The following is a 23,563-nucleotide window of genomic DNA, read 5'->3' on the forward strand; positions in this document are numbered from 1 at the left end:
GGTGATTAGTATGATGCGAGAATTTGAAATAGAAAGACAATTCAATGTAAAAATTGAAAATATAAAACCAAGTAGAGGAGTATATTTATTAAAAACAAATAAAGGGATGAAATGTCTTAAAAAGATAAATTATGGAACTCAAAAACTTTTGTTTGTTTATGGGGCAAAAGAACATCTTACAAAAAATGGGTTTCCTTATGTGGATAAATATTCTGTTAATATAGATGGAAATCCATACGCAATTATTAATGAAGATATATATACGCTATCAGAATGGATTAAAGGAAGAGAGTGTGATTTTAAGAATAGGGAAGATGTTATAAATGCTGCTAAGTGTTTGGCAAATATGCATATAGCCTCTAAAGGATATGAACCACCTGAAAATAGTAAATTAAAGACTGATCTTGGAAGATGGCATCACCTTATGGAAAAGAGAGTTAAAGCCTTGGATAAGATGAAAGATATGGGAAGAAAAAAAAATAATAAGGGAAATTTTGATTTGAATTATATGAAAGTAGTTAAATTTTATAAAGATTTCGGGAAAAAGGCTATTGAAGTATTACAGGATTCTAAATATGATGAGTTATGCAGTATTACCGAAGGAGAAAAGGGGTTTTGCCATCATGATTTTACCTATCATAATATAGTAGTAGATGGGAATGATACATTCAATGTAATAGATTTTGATTATTGCAAAAGGGAAATACGATCTTATGATATTTCATCTTTTATGATTAAAGTTTTAAAAAGATCTAATTGGAATGTAGAAAATGCACAACTTATTATTGATTCATATAATGAAGTTAGTCCGATTAAAGAAGAGGAGTATAAAGTGATATATGCCTTCTTATTATTTCCTCAACGTTTTTGGAGACTGGCAAATAGATATTATTATAATGAGGTCAACTGGCCAACAAATACTTTTAATAAAAAATTGGAAGAATTAATTGCTGAACAGGAGAAATATATTGACTTTATTAAAAAGTTTAAAGAAATTTATAGTGAAAAAAATATCTAAATTCAAAAATAAGGTCTATACTGGATTAATTTAAAATCCAGATATAGTCCTTATTTTTTGCACTTTAAATGGCATGTAATCATAATATATATCATGACTTTTTATATATGGGGATGTATAGAATATGAAAATAGGTGATGTAGTAGTAAGAAAATCCTATAATAAAGATATAACTTTTAAAATAATAGATTCAAAACAAACTAAAGAAGGTGTTCTATATAGTTTAAAAGGAGTAAATTTAAGGATAATTGCAGATTCTAAAGAAGATGACTTAGAAATTGTTCCTGAAAACACCCTTACAAAAGAGGAAATAGTATTTAATAAACAAGTGAATGAATCAATTAAAAACATATTAATGAATAGAGGTGGATTTAGATATAAAGATAATTTTAGACAAGAATATAGTGTAACAAAATTTGCATCCCATAATTCTAAAAATGAATTGGCTTTTGGAAGACCTGGGAAGATTCTTCATATAGATGGAGATGCAGAATATTTAGATGTATGTATTAAAGTGTATAAACAACTTTTATTGGATGTAGTTGGCAAAAATATAGTGGAGAAGGAACAACCTACAAAAGTGATAGAATTAGTAAAAGAGGTCAAACCAGATATAATTGTAATTACAGGGCATGACGCTATAGTGAAGGATACCCAGGATTATATGGATCTAAATAACTATAAAAATTCTAAATATTTTGTTCAAACAGTATCAGAACTTAGAAATTATAAATCTAATTATGATGATTTAGTAATATTTGCAGGAGCCTGTCAATCCTGTTATGAAAAAATTTTAGATTCAGGTGCAAATTTTGCAAGTTCACCTAGTAGAGTACTTATACATTGTTTAGATCCAGTATTCTTGTGTGAAAAAATAGCATATACTAATATAGAAAAGGTTGTGTCAATTCAAGAAGCCCTGCAAAATACAATAACAAGAACCAATGGTATTGGAGGACTACAGACAAGAGGAAAGTATAGAGAGGGATTTCCAAAATCACCGTATGTATAAAAATCATAAAAATTGTAAATATTATTATATAGATGAGGCACTTAGAGAAATAATCATATCTAACAGTATAAATAAAGGTAAGTTAAGTTTGTTAACAAAGATTTAATATTGACAAAGTAATTTATTAAGGATATACTAAAGTGTTTAGTTGACATAAACTCATTTAAAGTGTATAATATAAGTTGTAGAAAGAGGGTGTTTGGAATGGATGGTTCGAACGTGTTAGCTTCTATAAGAGAGAATATAGAAAATCATGTAGGAGATAAGGTAACCTTAAAAGCAAATGGAGGTAGGAGAAAAGTTTTTATAAATAAAGGAATAATAGAAAAAGCTTATCCTAGTATATTTGTAATTAGGCTAGAGAATGACACCCAAAGGAAAGTGACATATAGTTATTCGGATGTTTTAACTAAAACAGTTCAATTGGTTTTCTCAGTGTAGAGTGATATTCAATTTAATGAAACTGCTATTCTTTTTATCTCAGTGATGATCATTTAGTTTAATCAGTAATTTTTAGATATAAAGTTTACCGGTATAGAATTATGACAAAGTCATTATTTATATAAGGTATTAAAATTTTATAATTTAATTTAGAAGTAGTATGTAGAGCCATAATTGTTCTGGATGCTACTTTTGTTTATGAATTTTGGTATTAAAATATTAAATATACCTTATAGGGTAAGAAGAAAGATGGCAAGCTTCCATCTTTCTTCTATGGTATAAAAGGGTATTGAGAATTTATGAGAGGTTATATGGTTAACAACCAATTTAATATTACGTCAAAACTTTATAAATGTCAATATTAATAGACATTATAAAATTATTCATAATGTTAGCATATTTTTTACTTTCAATTTATATATATAAATAGTAGGCCTTATGGGGAGGTAAATAAATATGGATGTAGACTTTATTAAGGAAAATATAGAATGTGAACAAATGTTAGCTGAAAATTTCTCTGATACTATTATAAAAGAGGAATATGTAATACCAGATACTCATCCCGATGTAACAGATATCTTAATTCTTGAAGCAAGACCTGTTATAACTAATAAGGAAGTAATGGATGATAAAGTATTTTTAGAAGGGAAAGTTGAATATACTATACTTTATCGTGCCAAAGAAGATGAAGATATGGGTCTTTATAGTGTAGTTTATACCGGGAATTTTTCTAATTATGTGGAAATGCCGGGAGCAGAACATATAATGTCTTGCGATTCTAATTGTTATGTGGAGCATATGAATTGTACAGCTGTAAATGAAAGAAAAGTATCCATTGAAGGGATCATAAAATTAAAGGCAGAAGTATATAAAAAATATAACTTTGAGGTTATAAAAGATATTACCGGCTCTGAAAATGTGCAAATGTTAAAAAATCCTGCTACTATAGATAAAATAATAGGTACGGTTTCAGGGGATTTAGTAGCAAAGGCTGAGATACCAATACCTATGGATAAACCTCAAGTGGGAAGTATATTGCAGTATGATGTGAATGTGCATAAAAAGAATGTAACAATACTAGAAAACAAGTTAGCTATAGAGGCTTATGTACTTATAAGATTTCTTTATAGGGGAAAAGATACCAAAGATATTGTATGTGTAGAAAAGGATGTGCTTGTAAATAAGGAACTTTCACTAGAGGGAGCACTTCCTTCCATGGAAAGCTATACTGATTTTAATATAAGTGAAGTAGAACGGAATATTAGAGAAGATGATTTAGGAGAAAATAGGATCATTGAAGTAGAGGCCCTTATAACAGCTAATACCAAGGTTATGTATAAAGAAGACATTGATATAATAGAAGATGCCTATTCTCCATCTAATTTTATGCAAATGGATAGAAAAGATTATGGATTAAATGTAGTTCATGGACAAAATACTGTCCCTAGTATAATTAAATCTAACATAGAATTAGATAGCAAATCTAATCCAGCGGAGATACTTATGTGTTATGGAGATGTATGTATCACTGATAAAAAAATAGTAGAAGATAAAGTTATTGTTGAGGGAGTTTTGAATGTAAAGGTATTGTATAAAGATTCGGATAATCAAGTAAATAAGATTTGCGATGAAATACCTTTTAGTTGTAGCGTAGATGTACCTGACAGTAAAATTGATATGCAGTGTATATCGAAAATATCTTTAGAAAGTATAGAAGCAAGTATAGAAATAGATACCATAGCTGTAAAAGCAGTAGTTGAAGTTTATGCAAGAGTAAATTATGTTACCAGAAAAGAATTTTTAGTAGATATAGAAGCTGTTGAGGGGGAATTTCCTGCTAAAAAATCTAGTTTGACTATATATGTAATTCAACAGGATGATACTTTGTGGAAAATAGCAAAGAAGTACTATACTACTATAGAAAATTTAATAAAATTAAATAACATAGAAGATCCAGATATTATAAAAGTAGGAGAAAAGCTTATTATACCTGGAAGAGCCATAATATAATTTTAAAAAAGTTTTAAATTTATATTTTGAGGAAATTATACTTCAGTAGTAATCTGCTGAAGTTTTTGTTTTATTAAAGATAAGTTATGGTTGTTTATTTTCATGTATACTACGCATAATAATTAAGAATGTGGAAAAAATATAAAATATCCACAAAAGAAGGTGTATAACTTTGGAAGAAAAATTGGAAGGAAATTTGATAATAATAGGAGGGGCAGAAGATAAAACTGGTGATAAAAAAATATTAAAAGAAGTTTGTAGCAAATTAGAAAAAGATAGAGATATACTTGTAATTGCTACTATTGCCTCTGAAGTACCTGAGGAGTTAGGAAATGAATACTACAAAATATTTACGAAACTGGGTATAAAAAATGTAAAAATATTAAATATAGTAGATAGAAAAGGTGCTTTTGATATAAATAGTATAAAGACAATAGAAAATGCTTCATTAATATTTTTTACGGGAGGAGACCAGCTTAGAATAACAAGTCTTATAGGGGGAACACCTTTATATTCAAAAATTCAAGAATTATACGAAAATGGATGTACTTTTGTTGGAACTTCTGCAGGGGCCTCTATTATGAGTGATACTATGATAATAACAGGTCCTAATGATGAATCACCAAAAAAATGCACTTTGAAGATGGCGCCTGGATTGGGATTTATAAAAGGCGTAATTATTGATCAGCATTTTGCACAAAGAGGAAGAATAGGAAGGCTTTTAGTGGGAATAGCGGAAAATCCACAAAGCTTGGGTATTGGAATAGATGAGGATACAGCTATTATAGTTAAAGATAATGGGAAATTTCAGGTAATGGGTTCTGGAGCTGTATACATAATAGATGGTTCTGATATAACTTATAGTAATGTATCAGAACAATATCCGGATGAGATATTATCTATATTTAACGTAAAAGTACATGTACTTAAACAGGGAAATAGTTTTAATTTTACAACTAAATTACCTTTATAATAGTTTTATGAATTATTATAAGTTACATTATTGATAAAGTTTAAATTATATAGATATTAATAAAAGGTCAAATAGATATAAGGGAGGAGTCTGAAAAAACCGTTAAATCAGTAAGTAGCATATAAATAGATGCTGATATACCGTGAATTAAACGGGATTTTAAGCCCTTGGAGTATCAGACCAAACGAGGTAGCAGCATGTGTGCGAAATCGGATACTATGAATGGGGAAGTAAACAGGGTTTTTATGAAAATTTAAAAATTAGATTGTTTACGTAACGGGCAATATACACAAAAATGAGAATAGATGATTTTATAGTTTTTGAGGGAAGAAATATATTTGCTCATAAAAAGTGCATAAAAATGTCTGTAGATTTGGAAGGATATAGTGAAACTCCAACTAATAAAATACCAGAATTTAATGAAAAATTATTAAAGGTCATACCGCAATTAGAGGAACATAGGTGTGGTATAAATGAAAGTCATGGCTTTAAAAAGAGATTAATGGAAGGAACCTATCTAGCCCATGTTTGTGAGCATATTATAATTGCTATTGAAAATAATTTAGGTATTGATGTGTCTTATGGAAAATCAAGAGAAATAAAAGGAAATAAGTATTATATAATATATGAATACCTATATAAAAATACAGGGGTGGAAACTGGCAAAATAGCTGTGAATTTAATAAATTCTTTTATAAAGGAAACAGATTATAATTTTAGTGAGGCTATATGTCATTTGGAAGAAATATTAAAATATGAAAAGATAGGATCTAGTACATTATGCATATTATCAGAGGCTAAGAGAAGGGGAATACCTGTAGCTAGGATCGGAGATGAAAGCATTTTCCAATTGGGGTATGGCAAATACAGTAAGATTATAGAAGCTACTATATCTTGTAATACAAAAGCTGTAGGTGTAGATATATCCTGTGACAAAATGTTGACTAAAGAAATGCTTAAAAATCAATGTTTGCCTGTAGCTGAAGGGGGAAGAATAAAAAATCCATTAGAATTATTTATAAAAGCTAAAGAAATAGGATATCCTATAGTGCTGAAGCCTTGTTATGGAAATCAAGGTAGAGGAGTATTTATAAACATACAAAATGAAAAACAAGCCCTGGAAGCTTATAATATATTATCTAAAAATTTTAGAGATATAATGATGGAAAAGAACATATATGGTAAAGATTTTAGAGTATGTGTGGTTAATGGCAAAGTGGTAGCTGTATCTGAAAGAATACCTCCTTACGTTATAGGTGATGGAGTAAAGACCATAGTAGAATTAATAGAAGATATAAACAAGGATACTATGAGGGGAGAAGATCATGAAAAACCTTTAACTAAAATAAAAATAGATGAGGAATTAAAAACGTATATAAATAAAAATAATTATACTTTAAGTAGTATACTTCCAAAGGATAAAAAACTTACACTAAGAGAAAATGGAAATTTATCTACAGGAGGAAAATCAATAGATTGTACAGATTTAATATGTAAGGAAAATATAGATATTTGTGAAAGGGTAGCAAGTACTATTGGCTTAGATATATGTGGTATAGATATCTGTTGTAATGATATTGGTAAGTCTTTATTTGAAAGTAGTGGGGCCATAATAGAAGTAAATGCAGCACCAGGTATTAGAATGCATCATTATCCGGGAAAAGGTAAGAGTAGAAATGTAGCAGGAGCCATACTAGATATGTTATTCCCTAAATCTAAATCTATACCATTAGTTTCAGTTACAGGAACTAATGGCAAGACTACTACCACCAGACTTATTGCTCATATTTTAAATAAGGCAGGATATAAAGTGGGTATGACTACCACAGGAGGAATATATATAGATAATAAATGCATATGTAAAGGAGATACCACAGGATACTTAAGTGCTAAAACTATTTTAGGAAATGAAAAAGTAGAGGCGGCAGTACTAGAAACCGCAAGAGGGGGTATAATAAAAAAAGGGCTTGCCTATGATTTGGCGGATGTGGCAGTAATAACTAATATAACAGAAGATCATTTAGGTATGAATGGAATAGATAGCCTGGAAGATTTAGCATATGTAAAAGCTTTAGTTGGAGAGGCAGTAAAGAAAAAAGGATATGTGGTATTAAATGCAGATGATTTAATAAGTAAAGATATAATTAGTAGAATGAAAAGTTGTATTATAATGTTTTCAAAAGATAAGAATAATTTAATTCTCAGGAACAATATAAATATGGGCGGATATGGCGTATATATTGATCAATCTGTTATGTATTTAGAGAAAAAAAATAAAATTATACCTATTATATCCGTAGAGGACATAAAGATATCCTTAGATGGAAAATTAGTTTACAATATAGAGAATGCTATGGCTGCTTCTGCAGCTGCAATTGGGCTCAATATAGATTATTCGGTTATAAAGGAAGGATTGAAAAGTTTCTATTGTGATGCTTATTCTAATCCTGGAAGGTTTAATATATATGACTTAAATGGAGTGAAAGTGATTTTAGACTATGGTCATAATGCAGAAGGGTATAAAGCAGTAATAAACGCAGTTAAAAATTTTAATTATAGAAGATTAGTTGGAATAATTGGAGTACCAGGTGATAGAAGTGATGAAAGTGTTGAGAAAGTTGGAAAAATTGCAGGAAAAAGTTTTGATTATATATATATTAAAGAAGATAAAGATAGAAGAGGTAGAAAACCGGGAACCATAGCTTCTATTCTAAAAAAAGGTATAATAAAGACAGGTTTTAGCATAAAGAAAGTAGAAACTATATTAAACGAAAAAGTGGCTCTGGAAAAGGCAATAAATACTGCTAAAGAAGGAGATTTTATAATAATATTTTTTGAAGAAATGGAATCTTTGGTAGAATTATTAGACAATAAATTAGATGAAATAAATAAAAAATTAAATTCCATAGCTATGATATAAGAGAAAAGCTATACCTTATTAAGTGATTTTCAGGTTTAGGTGGAGTTTGCTTATGAAGAATGCTTTTTGTCCATCTGAATACTAGAAGAACTTATTCAGGGGCATAGCAGTATTTATTCCTCACTTTGAAGAAACTGGGGGGCGTTAACTAATTGCCGCCTTCCGATAAATATAATAATTATAAGAGTATAGCTTTAATTTTAAAATAGTATTATACTATTTTAAGAAATATATTGTGGTGAAATAATTTTGGAGGAATAGTAATGTTAATAAAAGCCTATGCCAAGATAAACCTTTCATTAGATGTAATAGGAAAAAGAGAAGATGGATATCATCTTTTAAAAATGATAATGCAAACTATAGATTTATATGATCTTTTAAATATAACTCCAGTTGAAAAAGGAATACAGATAAAATGCAATAAGTCATATATTCCATGTGATAAAAGAAATTTAGTATATAGGGCAGTAGAATTATTTGCAAGCAAATATGACATAAAAAGTGGAATGAGCATAGATATAATTAAAAATATACCTGTAGCAGCTGGCCTTGCAGGAGGAAGTTCAGATGCAGCGGCAGTATTAAGGGTTATGAGAGAGATATACACACCTGAATTACAATATAAAGATTTAATTGAATTAGGAACAAGCATAGGTGCAGATGTGCCTTATTGTATAATAGGAGGGACTGCTTTATGTGAGGGAATAGGAGAGAAAGTTACATCTATTTCTCCTTTTAAAAATCATGTCTTGGTATTAGTCAAACCGTTTTTTGGCGTAAGTACTACAGAGGTGTATAAAAATTTGGATATAAATAGAATAAAGATTCACCCAAACACGGATATATTAATAAATGCCATAAATTCAGGATCGCTACTGAAGGTAAGTAGAAATATGAAAAATGTATTGGAAAATGTAACCTTGAAAAAGCACCCTTTATTACGAAAAATAAAAAATGAGTTAATTAATTTTGGCGCATTAGGTACTTTGATGAGTGGAAGTGGGCCAAGTATCTTTGCTTTTTTTGATGATATGCTGAAAGCGCAAATATGTTATGATAAAATGAAAAGTAAGTATAAAGAAGTGTTTATTACAAGAACTATATAAATATTTAATATATAATATCAAGTGATTCTTAGGTTCAGGTAAAATTGATTTACTGTTGGCAGATATATTGTCAGCAGTTTTTTATGTATAAATAGCCTTTAATAGGCAAAGAATAATTTAAGATTATTCTACAGTAATGAAGGAAAGAAGGAAAAAGTGTGAGGTTGATTCACTTGTTTAATAAATATTTTTTTATACTTATGATAGTTCAAGGAATTTTTTTGGTATTTATTGATCCTAAAAAGTTTAAAAGAGATAAATTAAAAAAAACAGCCTTAAAATCTAAAGCAATTGGGATAATTTTTATAATATTTTCAACTGCACTATATATTTTTTCCATGTATTCTTTTTAAAAGGAAGTGACTAGGATGAAAGAAGAAGTAAAGAGTTCCATATATCCCCAAGTAGATAAAAATATAAACTACTTAAAAGAATTATTTGAAGATAATTCAGATGTAGTTTTCAGAGAATTTTATATAGGGGATGTTAAATGTGCTCTAGTATACATAGATGGAATGGCAGATAAAATACTTTTAAGTGATTTATTAAGAGGGCTAATGACTAGAGCTCGATATGTACAACATGCAGAGGGCATAAAGGATAAATTAATAACTATATCTGATGTAAAAGAATTAGAAGATTTTAAAAAAGGGATAGATTTAATGCTATCAGGTGATACTTTGATGGTACTTGAGGGATTGAAAAGCTTTTATATACTTTCAACAAGGTTATGGCCTGCAAGAGGGGTATCGGAACCTTCAGGAGAAACTGTTTTAAGAGGGTCTAGAGATGGATTCACAGAAACTATTAGATTTAATACAGCATTAATAAGGAGAAGAATAAGGGATACAAGACTTAAAATTGTATCTAAACCCTTAGGAGTAAGATCTAAGACTGATTTAGTAGTAATGTATATAAATGATATAGTTAACACCAAAGCATTAGAAGAACTTATAAAAAGATTAGATAATATAAAGATAGATGCAATTTTAGATAGTGGATATATAGAGCAGCTCATAGAGGATAATAAATGGTCTTTTTTCCCTCAGGTCCAAAGTACTGAAAGGCCTGATGTGGTATCATCTGCATTATATGAGGGAAGAATTGCCGTATTAGTAGATAATTCTCCTTTTGCTATTATAGTACCTACTACGATGCCAAATTTATTTCAATCACCGGATGATTATTATCAGAGGTGGATATATGGCTCAACTATAAGGGTAATACGATTTATATCTATTATAATTGCACTTATAATGCCTGCTCTTTATGTAGCAGTTACTTCTTTTCATACAGGAATATTACCTACTAAATTGGCATATTTTATTGCAGCTTCTAGAGAAGGAGTCCCTTTTCCGGCATTTATTGAAGCTATAATTATGGAAGTGAGTTTGGCATTATTATTAGAATCCATAGCTAGATTACCTAAAGCTATAGGTGCTACTACAGGTATAGTAGGAGGCTTAATTATAGGCCAGGCAGCAGTTCAAGCTGGAATAGTAAGTCCTATAATGATAATTATAGTTTCTATTACTGCTATAACTAGTTTTACTACTCCTAATTACGAAATGACTTCAGCATTTAGGATGATTAGATTCTTACTTATAATTCTTGCAGCAATAGCAGGTTTCTATGGAATTATGATTGGACTTATATTTACTTTAATACATTTAGTTAGGCTAAAAAGTTTTGGTATACCCTATTTATCTCCAATGGTAAATGAAAATACTAATGATTTTAAAGATATGTATTTAAGGTTACCTATTAATTTTCTAAAAAAAAGACCCCAATATATGCACACTCAAGATAAAGTAAGACAAAGATGAAATATTTTTAATTATGTAAATTTTGAACTAAAAGAAGGAGGTGGATATATTAGATATGCAGCGTGAAAATTCTATAACGGAATTTGGGGTATTTAGTACTATTATAGCAACTATTATAGGGGTGGGAATATTCTCTTATCCAAGACAATTGACAAGCGAAGTAGGTACTGATGGATGGATTGTCACTATAATAACGGGAATAATAATTTATTTTATATTTTATATTTGCCATAAGAGTATAAAAGCTAATGAATATAATAAATTTAACATTATACTTGAACAAAACTTTGGTAAAATATTAGGGGGTATTTTAGCTCTTATTTTTGTTATATATAATGTGTTCTCTATATCTTTGGGCATGAGAATATTTGTAGAGGTTATAAAGATGTATTTGCTTGAAAAAACTCCTACAGAATTTTTGATAATCATAACTATATTTGCAGGAATTTATCTTGTGAGAAATGAAGTAGCTACTTTGATAAAATTTAATGAAGTTTGTTTTTGGGTAATGTTTATACCTATAATTTTAGTTTTATTATGTGCTTTGAATAAAACGGACTTTACTAATATTTTGCCTGTATTTGATAATAGTATTTATAATCATTTAAGTGCATTAAAGAGTTCTATATACAGTTTTGCAGGTATAGAAATAATATATTTAATTGGACCTTTTGTAAAAAACAAATCAAATATAACTAAAACAGTTTTAAAGAGTATTGTGTTTATAACTTTATTTTATATTATAATTGTTGTTTTTGTTTTAGCTATTTTCTCTAAAGAACAAACTAAAATATTGTTATGGCCCACTATAACCATGATAAATTCTATAAATATACAGGGAGCTTTTATAGAAAGATGGGAAGGAATAATAATGGCCATTTGGATTATATTTTATTTTACTACCTTTTCTAATGTGTATTATTTATCCTCTGATGTGATAAAAGATGTATTTAAATTAGACGATATAAAACTTTCATCTGCCATAATAGCTCCTGTAGTATATGTAATATCTTTATATCCTCAAAATATAGCAGAAGTATATAATGTGGGAGATAGATTTATACCTATATTATTTTTATATAGTTCAGTTATACTTCCTATAATTATACTTTTAGCAGGAAAATTAAAAAAAGGATCAAATAGTGGAAAAGTAGTATCTCTACTTTTAATTTGTGTGCTTTTAACTGGATGTTGGGATAAAGTTGAAATAGAGAATACTGAATTAGTTTCTGTAGTTGGAATAGATGCAGGAGAGGATATAGGAAAAAGAAAAGAACTTAAAAATGTTAAACCAACAGATCCTTTAACAGATATAGATTTAAAAAAACTTCATGTAACTTTTGGAACTCCAGATTTAAGTAAATTAGGTCCGGATAAAGGGGGTATATCTGGAGATAAATATATAGATGTAGATGCATACTCAATACAGGATGCAATAAGTAGTGCTATGCTTAAAAGCAGTAGAGCCGTAAGATTCAGTCATACAAAATTATTAGTATTAGGACAAAATCTGATGATGTATCCTGATGTGGTAAAAGAAGTTATTGATTATCTTCAGAGAGAACCATCTTTAAACAGAAATATGTATATAGTTACTTCACAAGGAAGTTCACAAAAGTATATAAAATTTAAAACTTCAGTAGAGAAAAGTGTTGAGAGTTATATATTGGGCTTAATAGAGAATGATGCTAAAAGTAGTGAAATTATACCTGTTACTTTAAATGATTTTTTAATTCAAATGAGTGAAAATGGAAACAGTATATTGCCTAAGATTGTTATAGATGATGATAATAAAAATATAAAGATTGTAGGTACAACTGCAATTAAAGATTTTAAACGAAAAGGAAGTTTAAATGAAGTAGAAACTGCTAATATAGAATTGTTAAGAGGCAATTTAAGGGGCGGAAAAAAAATGATATATATAGATAATCATCCTGTAGATATAACAATGGATAATATAAGAAGAAAGATGGGAATGTATCAAAATAAAGGCAAACTGTCATTTTATATAAATTTAGATATAGAGGGACAGATAAAAAACTACTATACTAACAATAATATTTTATCTACAGATAAATTAAGTTATATTGAGAAAAGTTTTAATGAAGCTATATCTAAAGAATGTGAAGAAGTAATAAAATTAACTCAGAGGGATTTAGAGATTGATCCTATAGGATTTAGAGAATATGTGGAGAAATATCACCCTTATATATGGAAACAGGTAAAAGGTAACTGGGAAGAGATATATAAGAGTATAGTTGTAAATGTAAATGTAGATACAAAAATAAGAAGAATCGGAGTAGTAAAATAATATAAGATGAATATAAAAAAAATATATGGTAATAATTACTAATACAAAGATTAGAAAATGGGGGTATAATCTATGAAAAAATTTGTATTAGTATTTATTATAAGTATTATAAGTATATTTACTGTATGTTCTTATTTAATTAGAGTAAAGAGCAATAATCTACAAGGTGACGTAGCCTCTAAAATTATAAGATTTCATGTTATAGCAAACAGTAATTCAGAATATGATCAAAATCTTAAATTAAAAGTTAGAGATGAAGTATTAAAATATATGATACCTAAATTAAAGGATTGTAAAAATATAGATGATTCTAGAAAAGTTATAAAAGAAAATAATAAAATAATATTGAATATAGCAGATAGGGTAATAAAAGAACAAGGTTATAATTATGAAGCTAAGGGTAGTTTATCTTGGGTTAATTTCCCTATAAAGAGTTATGGTAACATAACTCTTCCACAGGGGACATATGAAGCTTATAGAATAATTATAGGTAATGGAAGAGGTCAAAATTGGTGGTGCGTTATGTTTCCTCCTTTATGTTTTGTAGACATTACAAAAGGACAAGTATCTTATAAAAAGGTATCGGATGAAATGAAAAAAGTTTTAACACCAGAAGAATATGATATGATTAATAATAATGCATTAAACATGAATAAGACAAAGAATATAAAAGTTAAATTTAAAATATTAGAGTTATTAAAAGATATGGGAATATAAAGATATGATCTATAGCATAAAAATTCAATTATAGAATTAAGAGTTATAGATCATTTTACCATAGTTTTAAATGTTCACTCTTAATTCTAAACTTAAAATGTAGTATTAATTTAAATGGAAACCTGTACAATATACAACTTAACTAAATAATATAAAATAACTTTAATACAGCTTTTAGAAAATATTTTTCTGAGCATTTAGAAAATGCTTCAATGTTACCTTCAACATGGATTTTTTTGGCTTTAAAAAAGAAGGTTCAACTAATTTTTTTTGTACAAGTCTGTTAATTAAATTAAATATGTGATCACTAGCATAAGGTTTAGAAAATTTATAGCAATTTTCAGTCATAATATTCAGGATATCTTTAGAATTTAATAGTTTTTCTATGTTTTCCTTGAATTTTTCTATGTCAGTTAAATCTATAGCAAGGTTATGTTTTAGTAAGAATTCTGCATTTTTTTCCTCTTGACCAGGTATGGGAGAAAGTAGACCCATAGGTATTTTACATATTAAAGCCTCGGTAATAGTAAGTCCTCCTGGCTTAGTCAAAAGAAGATCACTAGCTCGCATGTATTTGTTTACATGTTGAGTAAAACCTATAATTACTGTGTTCTTAAGAGAACTTTCTTTGATTTTTAAAAGTTCTGAGTAAAGTTTTTTATTTTTACCTGTTATAATTACTATTTGAATATCTGCAGTAACTTTATCTAGTTGTTTGTATATATTTAGTATTTTCCCCATACCTAAACTCCCACCCATGATTAATATGGTGAATTTAGAAGGAGATAATTGTAAACTTTTTAAAATATCCTCTTTACAATAATTTATACTAAATTCAGGTTTAACGGGTATTCCTAAATTATAAATAATATTTTCCGGGATACCTTTAGATATCATTTTGTCAATCATATCTTCGTTAGAAACTACATAGGCATCTAAATAGGGATGAAGCCAGGAGTTATGAGGATAGTAATCAGTAATTATACACATACAAGGTATAGTCATATTATACTTTGATTTCAACACTGACAACATTTCAGCAGAAAACGAATGAGTAGCTATTAATATATCCGGATTAAAATCATTAATAAGTGGAAGTAATTTATAAGTCATAGCTTCAATAAGTCTTGAACTTATAACGTTTGTAATTGTATAATCATGTTCCGAATATGTATATAATTTTCCATATAAATAAGGATATACTTTCAAAGACTTCAAATATCCCCCTATTATTACTTTATCTATTATAGGATTTATATATTTAAGAGTATCAATAATCTGTATTTCTGATTGCGGTGCTCTTAGAACTATGTAATCTTTTAGGGCTTCTGCAGCAGTTCCATGCCCACCGCCAGCAGAAATTGAAAGAATTAAAACTTTCATTTAATCACCTTCTGATTCAATGTGTAACTTTATTATATAGAATGTAGTAAAAATAATAAACTAGTTTAACAAACATTTAAGAAAAAGTTAATAATAAAAAATATTAGTAAAAGTTAAATATAATAGTAGTATTAGCGTTTATCATATATATTAATCAAATAATACATAACAATTAGATAAATGTAGATAATATAATATATAGACTAATTTATAGATATATTAAAAGTATTTTTATTGTAATTACTATAAAAATGCTTGTAAGAAAGAGGTGTAAATTCATGAGAATTACTAAAAAGAGAATAATATATACTGCTTTAGTAACACTTATTGTAGTATTTTCAAGTACCTTTGCAATTTTAATGACTCTTGAAAGAAATGATTATAGAAATTATTTACAAGGTGAATACGGAAAAAATATGTATGAATTAATAGATGCAGTTGAAAATATAAGGGCAAATTTAACTAAAGCAGCTATAGTTGGTTCAAGAGAACAAAAAATAGCTGTTTTTGAAGAAATATTTAGACATTCTGCTGTAGCAAGCGATAAACTGCATTCATTACCGGTATCACAGCCAACAATATCAGATACCAGTAAATTTTTGACTCAAACTGGAGATTTTTGCTATAGTTTAGCTAAATCCTCTACAGAAGGTAATCAATTAACTGATGAAGATTATAAAAATATAGAAGGATTAAAAAAAGAATCTATTGTTTTAGAGAATCAATTAAAATCCGTATCGGATAACATAAATCAAGGGAAAGTACAGTGGGGAGAAATAAGAAAGAAGGTTACTGGAGTTCTTGCTAAGAGCAATGCAACATCTGTATCTCAGCAATTTGAAGGAATACAAAAGCAAATAGTTCAATATCCTGCATTAATTTATGATGGACCATTTTCAGACAATATACTTGAAATAACACCTAAAGTCAATTCACAAAAAGAAGTATCAAAAAGTGATGCAGAGAAAATAGTAAGAAAAGTTATAGGAAAAAGTAAAATAGAAAATTTGGAAGTATCAGAGGTTAACGGAAAGGCCAATATAAAAACTTATAGATTTACAGCTACACTTAAAGATAGAACTAAAAAAGAAGATAGAGTGGTTTGTGAAATAAGTAAAAATGGAGGAAAAATATTTTATTTAATAAATGATAGAAGCATAAATAATAGTTCAATGAATGTAACAAAAGCAGTAGATATTGGTTTGAAATACTTGAATGACTTAGGATATCATAATATGATTTCTACATATTCTTTAAAATATGGTAATGTGGCGGTTGTAAACTATGTGTATAGTCAGGATGGAGTTGTCATGTATCCAGATCAAATAAAGTTAAAAATAGCTTTAGATAATGGAGAAATTATAGGAGTGGAAGCAGAGAAATACTTAGTATCTCATGAAGATATTAGGCAAATATCTAATCCTAAAATAAGTTATGAAAAAGCTAGAGAGAAAGTTGGAAGTAGATTAAATATATCAAACCAAAGACTTGTTGTGATTCCTACAGATACTAATAAAGAGGTATTATGCTATGAGTTTTCTGGTAACTATAATGATGATGATTTTAAGGTTTATGTAAATACGGAAACTGGCTATGAAGAAAGAATAATTCAGATAATCAATACTCCAAATGGTCAGCTTACTATATAATTTATCAAGTGATTCTTGGACTTAGGTGGAGTTTGATCATAAAAAATAAGACTTCATCTTAATGTAAGAATCACTTGATAATACATTTAAATATGAAAATTACTTTGGTATAATATAGTATAATTAAAATATTTATTAATAGATATTAATATATAATGGAAGTGAAAGATGAAGTGATAGATTGGAAAATATGAAAATGTTAAGAAAGGAAGGTGAGAAATCTTATAGATTTACTAAGAATTAATTCTATATGTAATTTTAAATATACAGTGTAATATTTTATCCAAGCTCTAGAATTAGCTAATGCTCCCATCTTCTTCAATGTGGGAGATAAGCACTGCTATGCGCCTGGATAAGTTCTTCTAAGGTTCAGATGGAGAAAAGTATTTCTCATAAGCAAACTCCACCTGAACCTAAGAATCACTTGATATCTTAGTAAAGTATAAGTATATTATGAAAAAAAAGGCTATTATATCTGTATCTAGTAAGCAAATTGATAATGAAGTTATAGAAGTTGTTACTCCAGGTAATTTTTACAGAAAAAATGATTCTTATTATGCTGTTTATGAGGAAACTGAACTTTCTGGCATGGAAGGAACTACTACTACATTAAGAATAAAGGATGATAAATTTTCTCTTATCAGGATGGGAAGTACCAGTACTAAAATGGATTTTAACAAAGATAAAAAGAGCATTTCAATTTATAAGACACCCTATGGTACTATAGAATTAAAAATAAAAACTAGTAAATTAAATATAAATGTAAATGAAGCAGGAGGGGATGTATTTGTTAACTATAGTATGAGTGCTGCAGGACAAGCTCCCCAAGATACACAATTAAAGATAAATATAAAAACGCAGGATTGAATTTCCTGTGTTTATTTATGATTAAAAATATTAATATATGGGAACTAATTAAATATCAAGCAATTTTTAGATTCAGATGAAGTTTGATATAAGTAGTTCTTTCCTCCATATGAATCTGAGAAAACTCATCCAAGGATCATGCAGTGATTATCCATCATTTTGAAGAAGATAAGGATGTCAATAATGACAACTTTGGTATAAAATTTATAAGGAGAGTATACTATGAAAAAATATTTTACAGATAAGGAAAAGGTATATTGCAAGATAATTGATATATTATGTGAGTATAAGGGATTGGATAAACAGGATTTACTTGAAATATTGAGAGATAAATCTTGCAGACATCTATATTTTTTGCTTATTAAAAAATACAAATGTTGTGATTTGGAACTGATTCAAAAAGACTTTCCTTCATTAAATAAGAATAATATAAGAAATAATGTAAAAAAAGCAGAAGAAAAATTATTGTTAAACAAGCATATAAGAGAAATGTATTTTGAAGCAGAAGAGATAATAAATGAAGCAAAGTAAAACAAATAATTTTCTAATTAAGGAAACAAAAAACTAGAATATAAATAAGAAATGTGCTATTATATTAAGTATGTTTTTCACAGAAACATACTATTCTGTATTATAAGGGTACTTTTAATTATAAAACTAATTAAATATTTTGTCAATAGTTTTCAGAATTTTTATTTAGATGGTGTAATTAAAAGTTTATAAAGAATGAATTTTATTATGATAGAAATATAGGGGGTGACGCTGCTTTTAAAAGCAGGAATTTTTATGAATACAAAATATATATTTGTAACTGGGGGAGTAGTATCTTCATTAGGAAAGGGAATAACGGCTGCTTCATTAGGAAGATTATTAAAGAATAGGGGACTTAAAGTTTCAATTCAGAAATTTGATCCATATATAAATATAGATCCAGGGACTATGAGTCCATATCAACATGGAGAAGTTTTTGTTACAGATGATGGAGCAGAAACGGACTTAGATTTAGGGCATTATGAAAGATTTATCGATGAAAGTTTAAGTAGAAACAATAATATTACCACAGGAAAAATATATTGGTCAGTGATATCGAAAGAAAGAAAGGGGGATTATTTAGGAAGTACGGTTCAAGTAATTCCTCACATAACAAATGAAATAAAATCAAGAGTATATAAGGTTGCAGAGGAAAAAGATATAGATGTAGTTATAACCGAAATTGGGGGTACCGTAGGAGATATAGAATCATTGCCTTTTTTAGAAGCTATAAGACAGATAAAATATGATGTAGGCGTTGAAAATGTATGTTTTATACATGTTACACTGGTTCCTTATTTAAAAAAATCGGGAGAATTGAAAACCAAGCCTACTCAACATTCAGTTAAAGAACTAAGAGGTATAGGTATACAACCAGATATAATAGTATGCCGTTCAGAGAAATTAATTTCCAATGATTTAAAAGAAAAAATAGGATTATTTTGTAATGTAGAAAAAGATTCAGTCATACAAAACTTAGATGCAGAAAATTTATATGAAGTTCCATTAATGCTTCATGGAGAAGGACTGGATGACTTAGTATGTAAAAAATTGAAGTTAAAATGTAATGAAATAGATAATACTGAATGGATTAATATGGTAAATAAAATAAAAAAATTGTCTAGAAGTGTTAATATAGCTTTAGTAGGAAAATATGTAGAACTTCATGATGCATACATATCTGTAGTAGAGGCATTAAGTCATGGAGGGTATGCTAATGATGCAAATGTAAATATAAAATGGCTGAATTCAGAAGATATTACAAGGGATAATATAGGAGAGTATTTAAAAGATATAGATGGCATACTGATTCCAGGAGGTTTTGGTGATAGAGGAATAGAAGGTAAAATATTAACGGCAGGTTGGGCTAGAGAAAACAAAATTCCTTTTTTTGGTATATGCCTTGGGATGCAATGTGCTTTAATAGAATTTGCTAGAAATGTGCTTAAATACGAAGGGGCTCATAGTTCAGAGATAGATCCTGGAACTAAATATCCTGTTATAGATTTAATGCCTGATCAAAAAGATATAGATAAAAAAGGAGGTACTATGAGACTTGGAAAATATCCTTGCAAGCTTTTAAATAATAGTATTTCTTTTCAAGCTTATGGAGAAGATGTTATATATGAAAGACATAGGCACAGATATGAATTTAATAATTTTTATAGGAATGAATTAATAGAAAAAGGTCTGGTACTTTCAGGAACAAGTCCTGATTCAAAGTTAGTAGAAATTATAGAAATAAAAGAGCATCCATGGTTTATAGGTGTACAATTTCATCCAGAACTTAAATCAAGACCTAATAGACCTCATCCTTTATTTAGAGATTTTATAAAAGCATCTTTGAATAATAAGCACAAATCAAGTGATTCTTAGGTTAAGATGGGGTTTAATCATGAGAAATGCCATTCTTCATCTAAATCTTAGAAGAACTTATCCAGGTGCATAGCAGTGCTTATTTCCCTTTGAAAAAGCTGGGGTGTTAGCAATGGCAGCGTTGGGATAAATTTAATTAAGATATTTAATTAAACAACTAGATACTATCTAACATAATTTAGATGGTATTAAAGTTAATTAGATATAATGAGTTTTTGTCGAGAGAAAATAATATAATTATAGGTTATATAAAGAATTTTATGAAGGATTTTGATGATATTTATAGAAATTAAATATATAAACAGTTGTTTAGATGATTTAAAGTAAATACTATAATATATACTTAAATAATTCATTTGTATTATCAAGTGATTGCTAGGTTCAGGGGGAGTTTGCTCATAAGGAATACTTTTCTTCATCTGAACCTTAGAAGAACTTATAAAAGGATGTAGTATTGCTTATTCCCATTGAAGAAGATGGAGATGTTAGCTAATTGCCGCCTTTGGATAAAAAGTTCAAGGTATAATTGAGGAGGTGAGGTTATGATATTTGAAACAAATAAGTGTATTGTTATAAAAACCCCGGAAGGAAATCATATTGTTAAAAATTTTTCTGCATTTAATCTAAATAAAATTAATGAAAATTCTACTTTCCTAAAAGTGAGCTTTTTAAATAATAAAATGGTGTCTTTAAAAGTAAAATGTATATTTTGTGAAAATACACATTATTATAGGTATAGCATAGGTGATCTTATTAAAAAAGATATGATAATCGGAGGATGTGATATATTAGGATTACCCATATTATATATAGGTAACTGTAAAATGATAGAAGATGAAATTTTAAAATACACTAAAGTTAACACCCGAATATATGCAATGATATAATTTTTTTATTATTTATGTAAAAAATATGGATTAAACTATAAAAAAAGGGTATAATGTATCTTAAAAGTATCCTTTCTATATAAAATCTTTTTATTTGATTAAATATTATTCAATGTATGTATTTCAATATTTATTTTTAGTATTCCCTAATTAAAGTATAGTATAATTTGAAATTAAATAATTGTGAGGTGTTACCTTTTGAAGGATAAAGATATAAATGACATGACAGTTACTGAGTTAAGAGAAGTTGCCAAAACTCTACAAATAAAAAATATATCAAAGTATAAGAAAATTGAATTAATTGAGGAAATAAAAAAAGTTTCTCCAGCACATATAAAAAAAGATGGAATTATACTTAGAGAAAAAATAAGTCCTAAGAATGAAACAGTAGGCAAGTGCAGAGAGATAGAACAGACTATAAAATTAGATGAAGTGAAACTTCAGGAACCCAAAATGGAAGAATCAAAAATAAACTGTGGTGAAAAAAAAGAAAAACTTAAAGAAATGATAAATGAATCAGATAGTGCAAGGGGAGTACTTGAGATAATTGAAAATAATAATTATGGATTTTTAAGAGGGAAAAATTATTTAACAGGTCCTGATGATATATATGTGTCACCTTCTCAGATAAGGAGATTTAACTTAAAAACGGGAGATGAGGTTTGTGGAAAGGTTAGAACTCCAAAAGAAGGAGAAAAATTTAAGGCATTATTATACGTTGAGAGAGTAAATGGAGAGAATCCAGAAAGAGCAGTTAGAAGAAAACCTTTTGAAACCCTTACTCCCATATATCCCAATCAAAGACTAAGACTAGAAACTAATAGTTCAGATTTATCTACTAGGCTTATGGACATAATCTCACCTATAGGAAAAGGCCAGAGAGGAATTATAGTTGCCCCTCCTAAAGCAGGTAAAACTACTCTTCTAAAAAAAATAGCCCAAAGTATTTCAAAAAATCATCCAGAAATAAAACTTATAGTTGTACTTATAGATGAAAGACCAGAAGAAGTTACGGATATGCAAAGATCTATAAATGGAGAAGTTATCTACTCAACTTTTGATGAGGAACCAGAACATCATACTAAAGTTGCTTATATGGTACTTGAGAGAACAAAACGCATGGTAGAACAAGGACAGGATGTAGTAATACTTTTAGATAGTATTACACGGCTTTCAAGGGCATATAATTTGACTATAACTCCTACAGGAAGAACTCTTTCAGGAGGGTTAGATCCTGGAGCACTTGTAATGCCCAAAAAATTTTTTGGTGCAGCTAGAAATATAGAAGAAGGGGGAAGTCTTACTATATTGGCTACTGCCCTTATTGAAACTGGTAGCAGAATGGATGATATGATATTTGAGGAATTTAAAGGAACGGGTAACATGGAAGTTCACTTAGATAGAAAACTCCAGGAAAGAAGAATATTCCCCGCTATAAATGTATATAAATCAGGTACAAGAAGAGATGATTTGCTTTTTGAAAGCAGAGCAGAAAAAGAGACTGCTTTTAATATAAGAAAAGTATTATATGATGAAAATAAAAATCAAAATATTTTAGAACAATTAATAAGTTTAATGTCAAAAACAAAAAATAATATGCAGCTTATTAATATTGCTAATAAAATAGATATAGGAAAGTATGTGAATAAATAACCAAGGTAAAAACCTGTCTTTATTTTAGAAGACAGGTTTATAAGTAAAGTAAAAAACTTTATTCCTCATTTTTTAAATTGAATTTCTTTAAGAATCTATCAACTCTTCCACCGGCATCTACTAATTTTTGTTTACCGGTAAAGAAAGGATGGCACTTAGAGCATATTTCCACTTTTAATTCTTTTTGTGTTGAACCAGTTATAAAAGTGTTTCCACATGCACACTTGACTACTGAATCATGATAGTATTCTGGATGTATGCCTTTTTTCATAATATTCACCTCTTTCAAGTTTAAAGAGAACTTTAAATTTTAACCTCTGTATTATAGCATAGCTATAAAGTTAAGTCAAATTTACTTTCTATAATACTGTTGATATCTGAAAA

The 23,563-nt window shown here is 28.3% G+C and carries 19 protein-coding genes; 17 read left to right on the forward strand and 2 right to left on the reverse strand.

The features are described 5' to 3' along the window. Positions 1–10 precede the first annotated feature (10 nt). From AB3K27_RS01545 to spoIIR, 11 genes are all read left to right on the forward strand, one after another. Complete coding sequence (locus tag AB3K27_RS01545; protein WP_368489513.1) at positions 11–1,018, forward strand: CotS family spore coat protein; 1,008 nt, start codon at positions 11–13, stop codon at positions 1,016–1,018. 124 nt (positions 1,019–1,142) lie between these two features. Further along, a complete protein-coding gene (gene yabG, locus AB3K27_RS01550; protein WP_368489514.1) occupies positions 1,143–2,030 on the forward strand; it encodes a sporulation peptidase YabG in 888 nt (295 codons plus the stop codon). Between the two features lie 204 nt (positions 2,031–2,234). Further along, positions 2,235–2,471 (forward strand): Veg family protein, encoded by a 237-nt coding sequence (locus AB3K27_RS01555; RefSeq protein ID WP_012104047.1) that lies wholly within the window; start codon positions 2,235–2,237, stop codon positions 2,469–2,471. A 456-nt stretch (positions 2,472–2,927) separates the two neighbouring features. Next, positions 2,928–4,481, forward strand: a complete 1,554-nt coding sequence (locus AB3K27_RS01560; RefSeq protein ID WP_368489515.1) for an SPOCS domain-containing protein — start codon at positions 2,928–2,930, stop codon at positions 4,479–4,481. 172 nt (positions 4,482–4,653) lie between these two features. Beyond that, positions 4,654–5,454 carry a cyanophycinase gene (locus tag AB3K27_RS01565; RefSeq protein ID WP_368489516.1) on the forward strand — a complete coding sequence of 267 codons (801 nt, stop codon included), beginning with the start codon at positions 4,654–4,656 and terminating at the stop codon, positions 5,452–5,454. A gap of 295 nt (positions 5,455–5,749) precedes the next feature. After that, positions 5,750–8,374 carry a cyanophycin synthetase gene (gene cphA / locus AB3K27_RS01570; protein WP_368489517.1) on the forward strand — a complete coding sequence of 875 codons (2,625 nt, stop codon included), beginning with the start codon at positions 5,750–5,752 and terminating at the stop codon, positions 8,372–8,374. Positions 8,375–8,637: 263 nt separating this feature from the next. Beyond that, entirely contained in the window at positions 8,638–9,480 is an 843-nt protein-coding gene (gene ispE, locus AB3K27_RS01575; protein ID WP_368489518.1) for a 4-(cytidine 5'-diphospho)-2-C-methyl-D-erythritol kinase, read from the forward strand. 158 nt (positions 9,481–9,638) lie between these two features. Beyond that, positions 9,639–9,833 (forward strand): CLC_0170 family protein, encoded by a 195-nt coding sequence (locus tag AB3K27_RS01580; RefSeq protein ID WP_368489519.1) that lies wholly within the window; start codon positions 9,639–9,641, stop codon positions 9,831–9,833. A 15-nt stretch (positions 9,834–9,848) separates the two neighbouring features. Then, positions 9,849–11,306: a spore germination protein gene (locus tag AB3K27_RS01585; protein ID WP_368489520.1), complete on the forward strand. Its 1,458-nt coding sequence runs from the start codon at positions 9,849–9,851 to the stop codon at positions 11,304–11,306. Between the two features lie 55 nt (positions 11,307–11,361). Then, the gene (locus AB3K27_RS01590) at positions 11,362–13,617 is read left to right on the forward strand and encodes a Ger(x)C family spore germination protein (protein ID WP_368489521.1); all 2,256 of its coding nucleotides are present in this window, start codon (positions 11,362–11,364) and stop codon (positions 13,615–13,617) included. A gap of 72 nt (positions 13,618–13,689) precedes the next feature. Next, positions 13,690–14,334 carry a stage II sporulation protein R gene (spoIIR, locus tag AB3K27_RS01595; RefSeq protein ID WP_368489522.1) on the forward strand — a complete coding sequence of 215 codons (645 nt, stop codon included), beginning with the start codon at positions 13,690–13,692 and terminating at the stop codon, positions 14,332–14,334. Positions 14,335–14,508: 174 nt separating this feature from the next. Here spoIIR and AB3K27_RS01600 read toward each other — a convergent pair whose 3' ends face one another. Next, positions 14,509–15,717 (reverse strand): glycosyltransferase, encoded by a 1,209-nt coding sequence (locus tag AB3K27_RS01600; protein WP_368489523.1) that lies wholly within the window; start codon positions 15,715–15,717, stop codon positions 14,509–14,511. Between the two features lie 278 nt (positions 15,718–15,995). Between AB3K27_RS01600 and ypeB the strand changes: the two genes are divergently transcribed. The 6 genes from ypeB (at position 15,996) to rho (ending at position 23,179) form a co-directional block, all read left to right on the forward strand. Beyond that, positions 15,996–17,366, forward strand: coding sequence for a germination protein YpeB (gene ypeB, locus AB3K27_RS01605; RefSeq protein WP_368489524.1), 1,371 nt, complete (start codon positions 15,996–15,998; stop codon positions 17,364–17,366). 453 nt (positions 17,367–17,819) lie between these two features. Next, the gene (locus AB3K27_RS01610) at positions 17,820–18,233 is read left to right on the forward strand and encodes a DUF1934 domain-containing protein (RefSeq protein ID WP_368489525.1); all 414 of its coding nucleotides are present in this window, start codon (positions 17,820–17,822) and stop codon (positions 18,231–18,233) included. 222 nt (positions 18,234–18,455) lie between these two features. Next, entirely contained in the window at positions 18,456–18,764 is a 309-nt protein-coding gene (locus AB3K27_RS01615; RefSeq protein ID WP_368489526.1) for a ribose-5-phosphate isomerase, read from the forward strand. A gap of 255 nt (positions 18,765–19,019) precedes the next feature. Further along, a complete protein-coding gene (locus tag AB3K27_RS01620; RefSeq protein WP_368489527.1) occupies positions 19,020–20,639 on the forward strand; it encodes a CTP synthase in 1,620 nt (539 codons plus the stop codon). A 542-nt stretch (positions 20,640–21,181) separates the two neighbouring features. Next, a complete protein-coding gene (locus tag AB3K27_RS01625) occupies positions 21,182–21,526 on the forward strand; it encodes a hypothetical protein (protein WP_368489528.1) in 345 nt (114 codons plus the stop codon). A gap of 198 nt (positions 21,527–21,724) precedes the next feature. After that, a complete protein-coding gene (gene rho / locus AB3K27_RS01630; RefSeq protein WP_368489529.1) occupies positions 21,725–23,179 on the forward strand; it encodes a transcription termination factor Rho in 1,455 nt (484 codons plus the stop codon). Between the two features lie 58 nt (positions 23,180–23,237). Here rho and rpmE read toward each other — a convergent pair whose 3' ends face one another. After that, the gene (rpmE, locus tag AB3K27_RS01635) at positions 23,238–23,450 is read right to left on the reverse strand and encodes a 50S ribosomal protein L31 (RefSeq protein ID WP_368489530.1); all 213 of its coding nucleotides are present in this window, start codon (positions 23,448–23,450) and stop codon (positions 23,238–23,240) included. Positions 23,451–23,563: the final 113 nt, after the last annotated feature.

It is taken from the genome of Clostridium sp. BJN0013 (genome assembly GCF_040939125.1).
Taxonomy (GTDB): domain Bacteria; phylum Bacillota; class Clostridia; order Clostridiales; family Clostridiaceae; genus Clostridium_B.

Coding starts and splice junctions, on each gene's coding strand:
- ispE (WP_368489518.1), top strand. CDS start 8,638: ATGTTAATAAAAGCCTATGCCAAGATAAACCTTTCATTAGATGTAATA.
- rpmE (WP_368489530.1), bottom strand. CDS start 23,450: ATGAAAAAAGGCATACATCCAGAATACTATCATGATTCAGTAGTCAAG.
- AB3K27_RS01620 (WP_368489527.1), top strand. CDS start 19,020: ATGAATACAAAATATATATTTGTAACTGGGGGAGTAGTATCTTCATTA.
- AB3K27_RS01560 (WP_368489515.1), top strand. CDS start 2,928: ATGGATGTAGACTTTATTAAGGAAAATATAGAATGTGAACAAATGTTA.
- ypeB (WP_368489524.1), top strand. CDS start 15,996: ATGAGAATTACTAAAAAGAGAATAATATATACTGCTTTAGTAACACTT.
- AB3K27_RS01600 (WP_368489523.1), bottom strand. CDS start 15,717: ATGAAAGTTTTAATTCTTTCAATTTCTGCTGGCGGTGGGCATGGAACT.
- yabG (WP_368489514.1), top strand. CDS start 1,143: ATGAAAATAGGTGATGTAGTAGTAAGAAAATCCTATAATAAAGATATA.
- AB3K27_RS01610 (WP_368489525.1), top strand. CDS start 17,820: ATGAAAAAAAAGGCTATTATATCTGTATCTAGTAAGCAAATTGATAAT.
- AB3K27_RS01615 (WP_368489526.1), top strand. CDS start 18,456: ATGAAAAAATATTTTACAGATAAGGAAAAGGTATATTGCAAGATAATT.
- AB3K27_RS01625 (WP_368489528.1), top strand. CDS start 21,182: ATGATATTTGAAACAAATAAGTGTATTGTTATAAAAACCCCGGAAGGA.
- spoIIR (WP_368489522.1), top strand. CDS start 13,690: ATGAAAAAATTTGTATTAGTATTTATTATAAGTATTATAAGTATATTT.
- AB3K27_RS01555 (WP_012104047.1), top strand. CDS start 2,235: ATGGATGGTTCGAACGTGTTAGCTTCTATAAGAGAGAATATAGAAAAT.
- AB3K27_RS01590 (WP_368489521.1), top strand. CDS start 11,362: ATGCAGCGTGAAAATTCTATAACGGAATTTGGGGTATTTAGTACTATT.
- AB3K27_RS01585 (WP_368489520.1), top strand. CDS start 9,849: ATGAAAGAAGAAGTAAAGAGTTCCATATATCCCCAAGTAGATAAAAAT.
- cphA (WP_368489517.1), top strand. CDS start 5,750: ATGAGAATAGATGATTTTATAGTTTTTGAGGGAAGAAATATATTTGCT.
- AB3K27_RS01545 (WP_368489513.1), top strand. CDS start 11: ATGATGCGAGAATTTGAAATAGAAAGACAATTCAATGTAAAAATTGAA.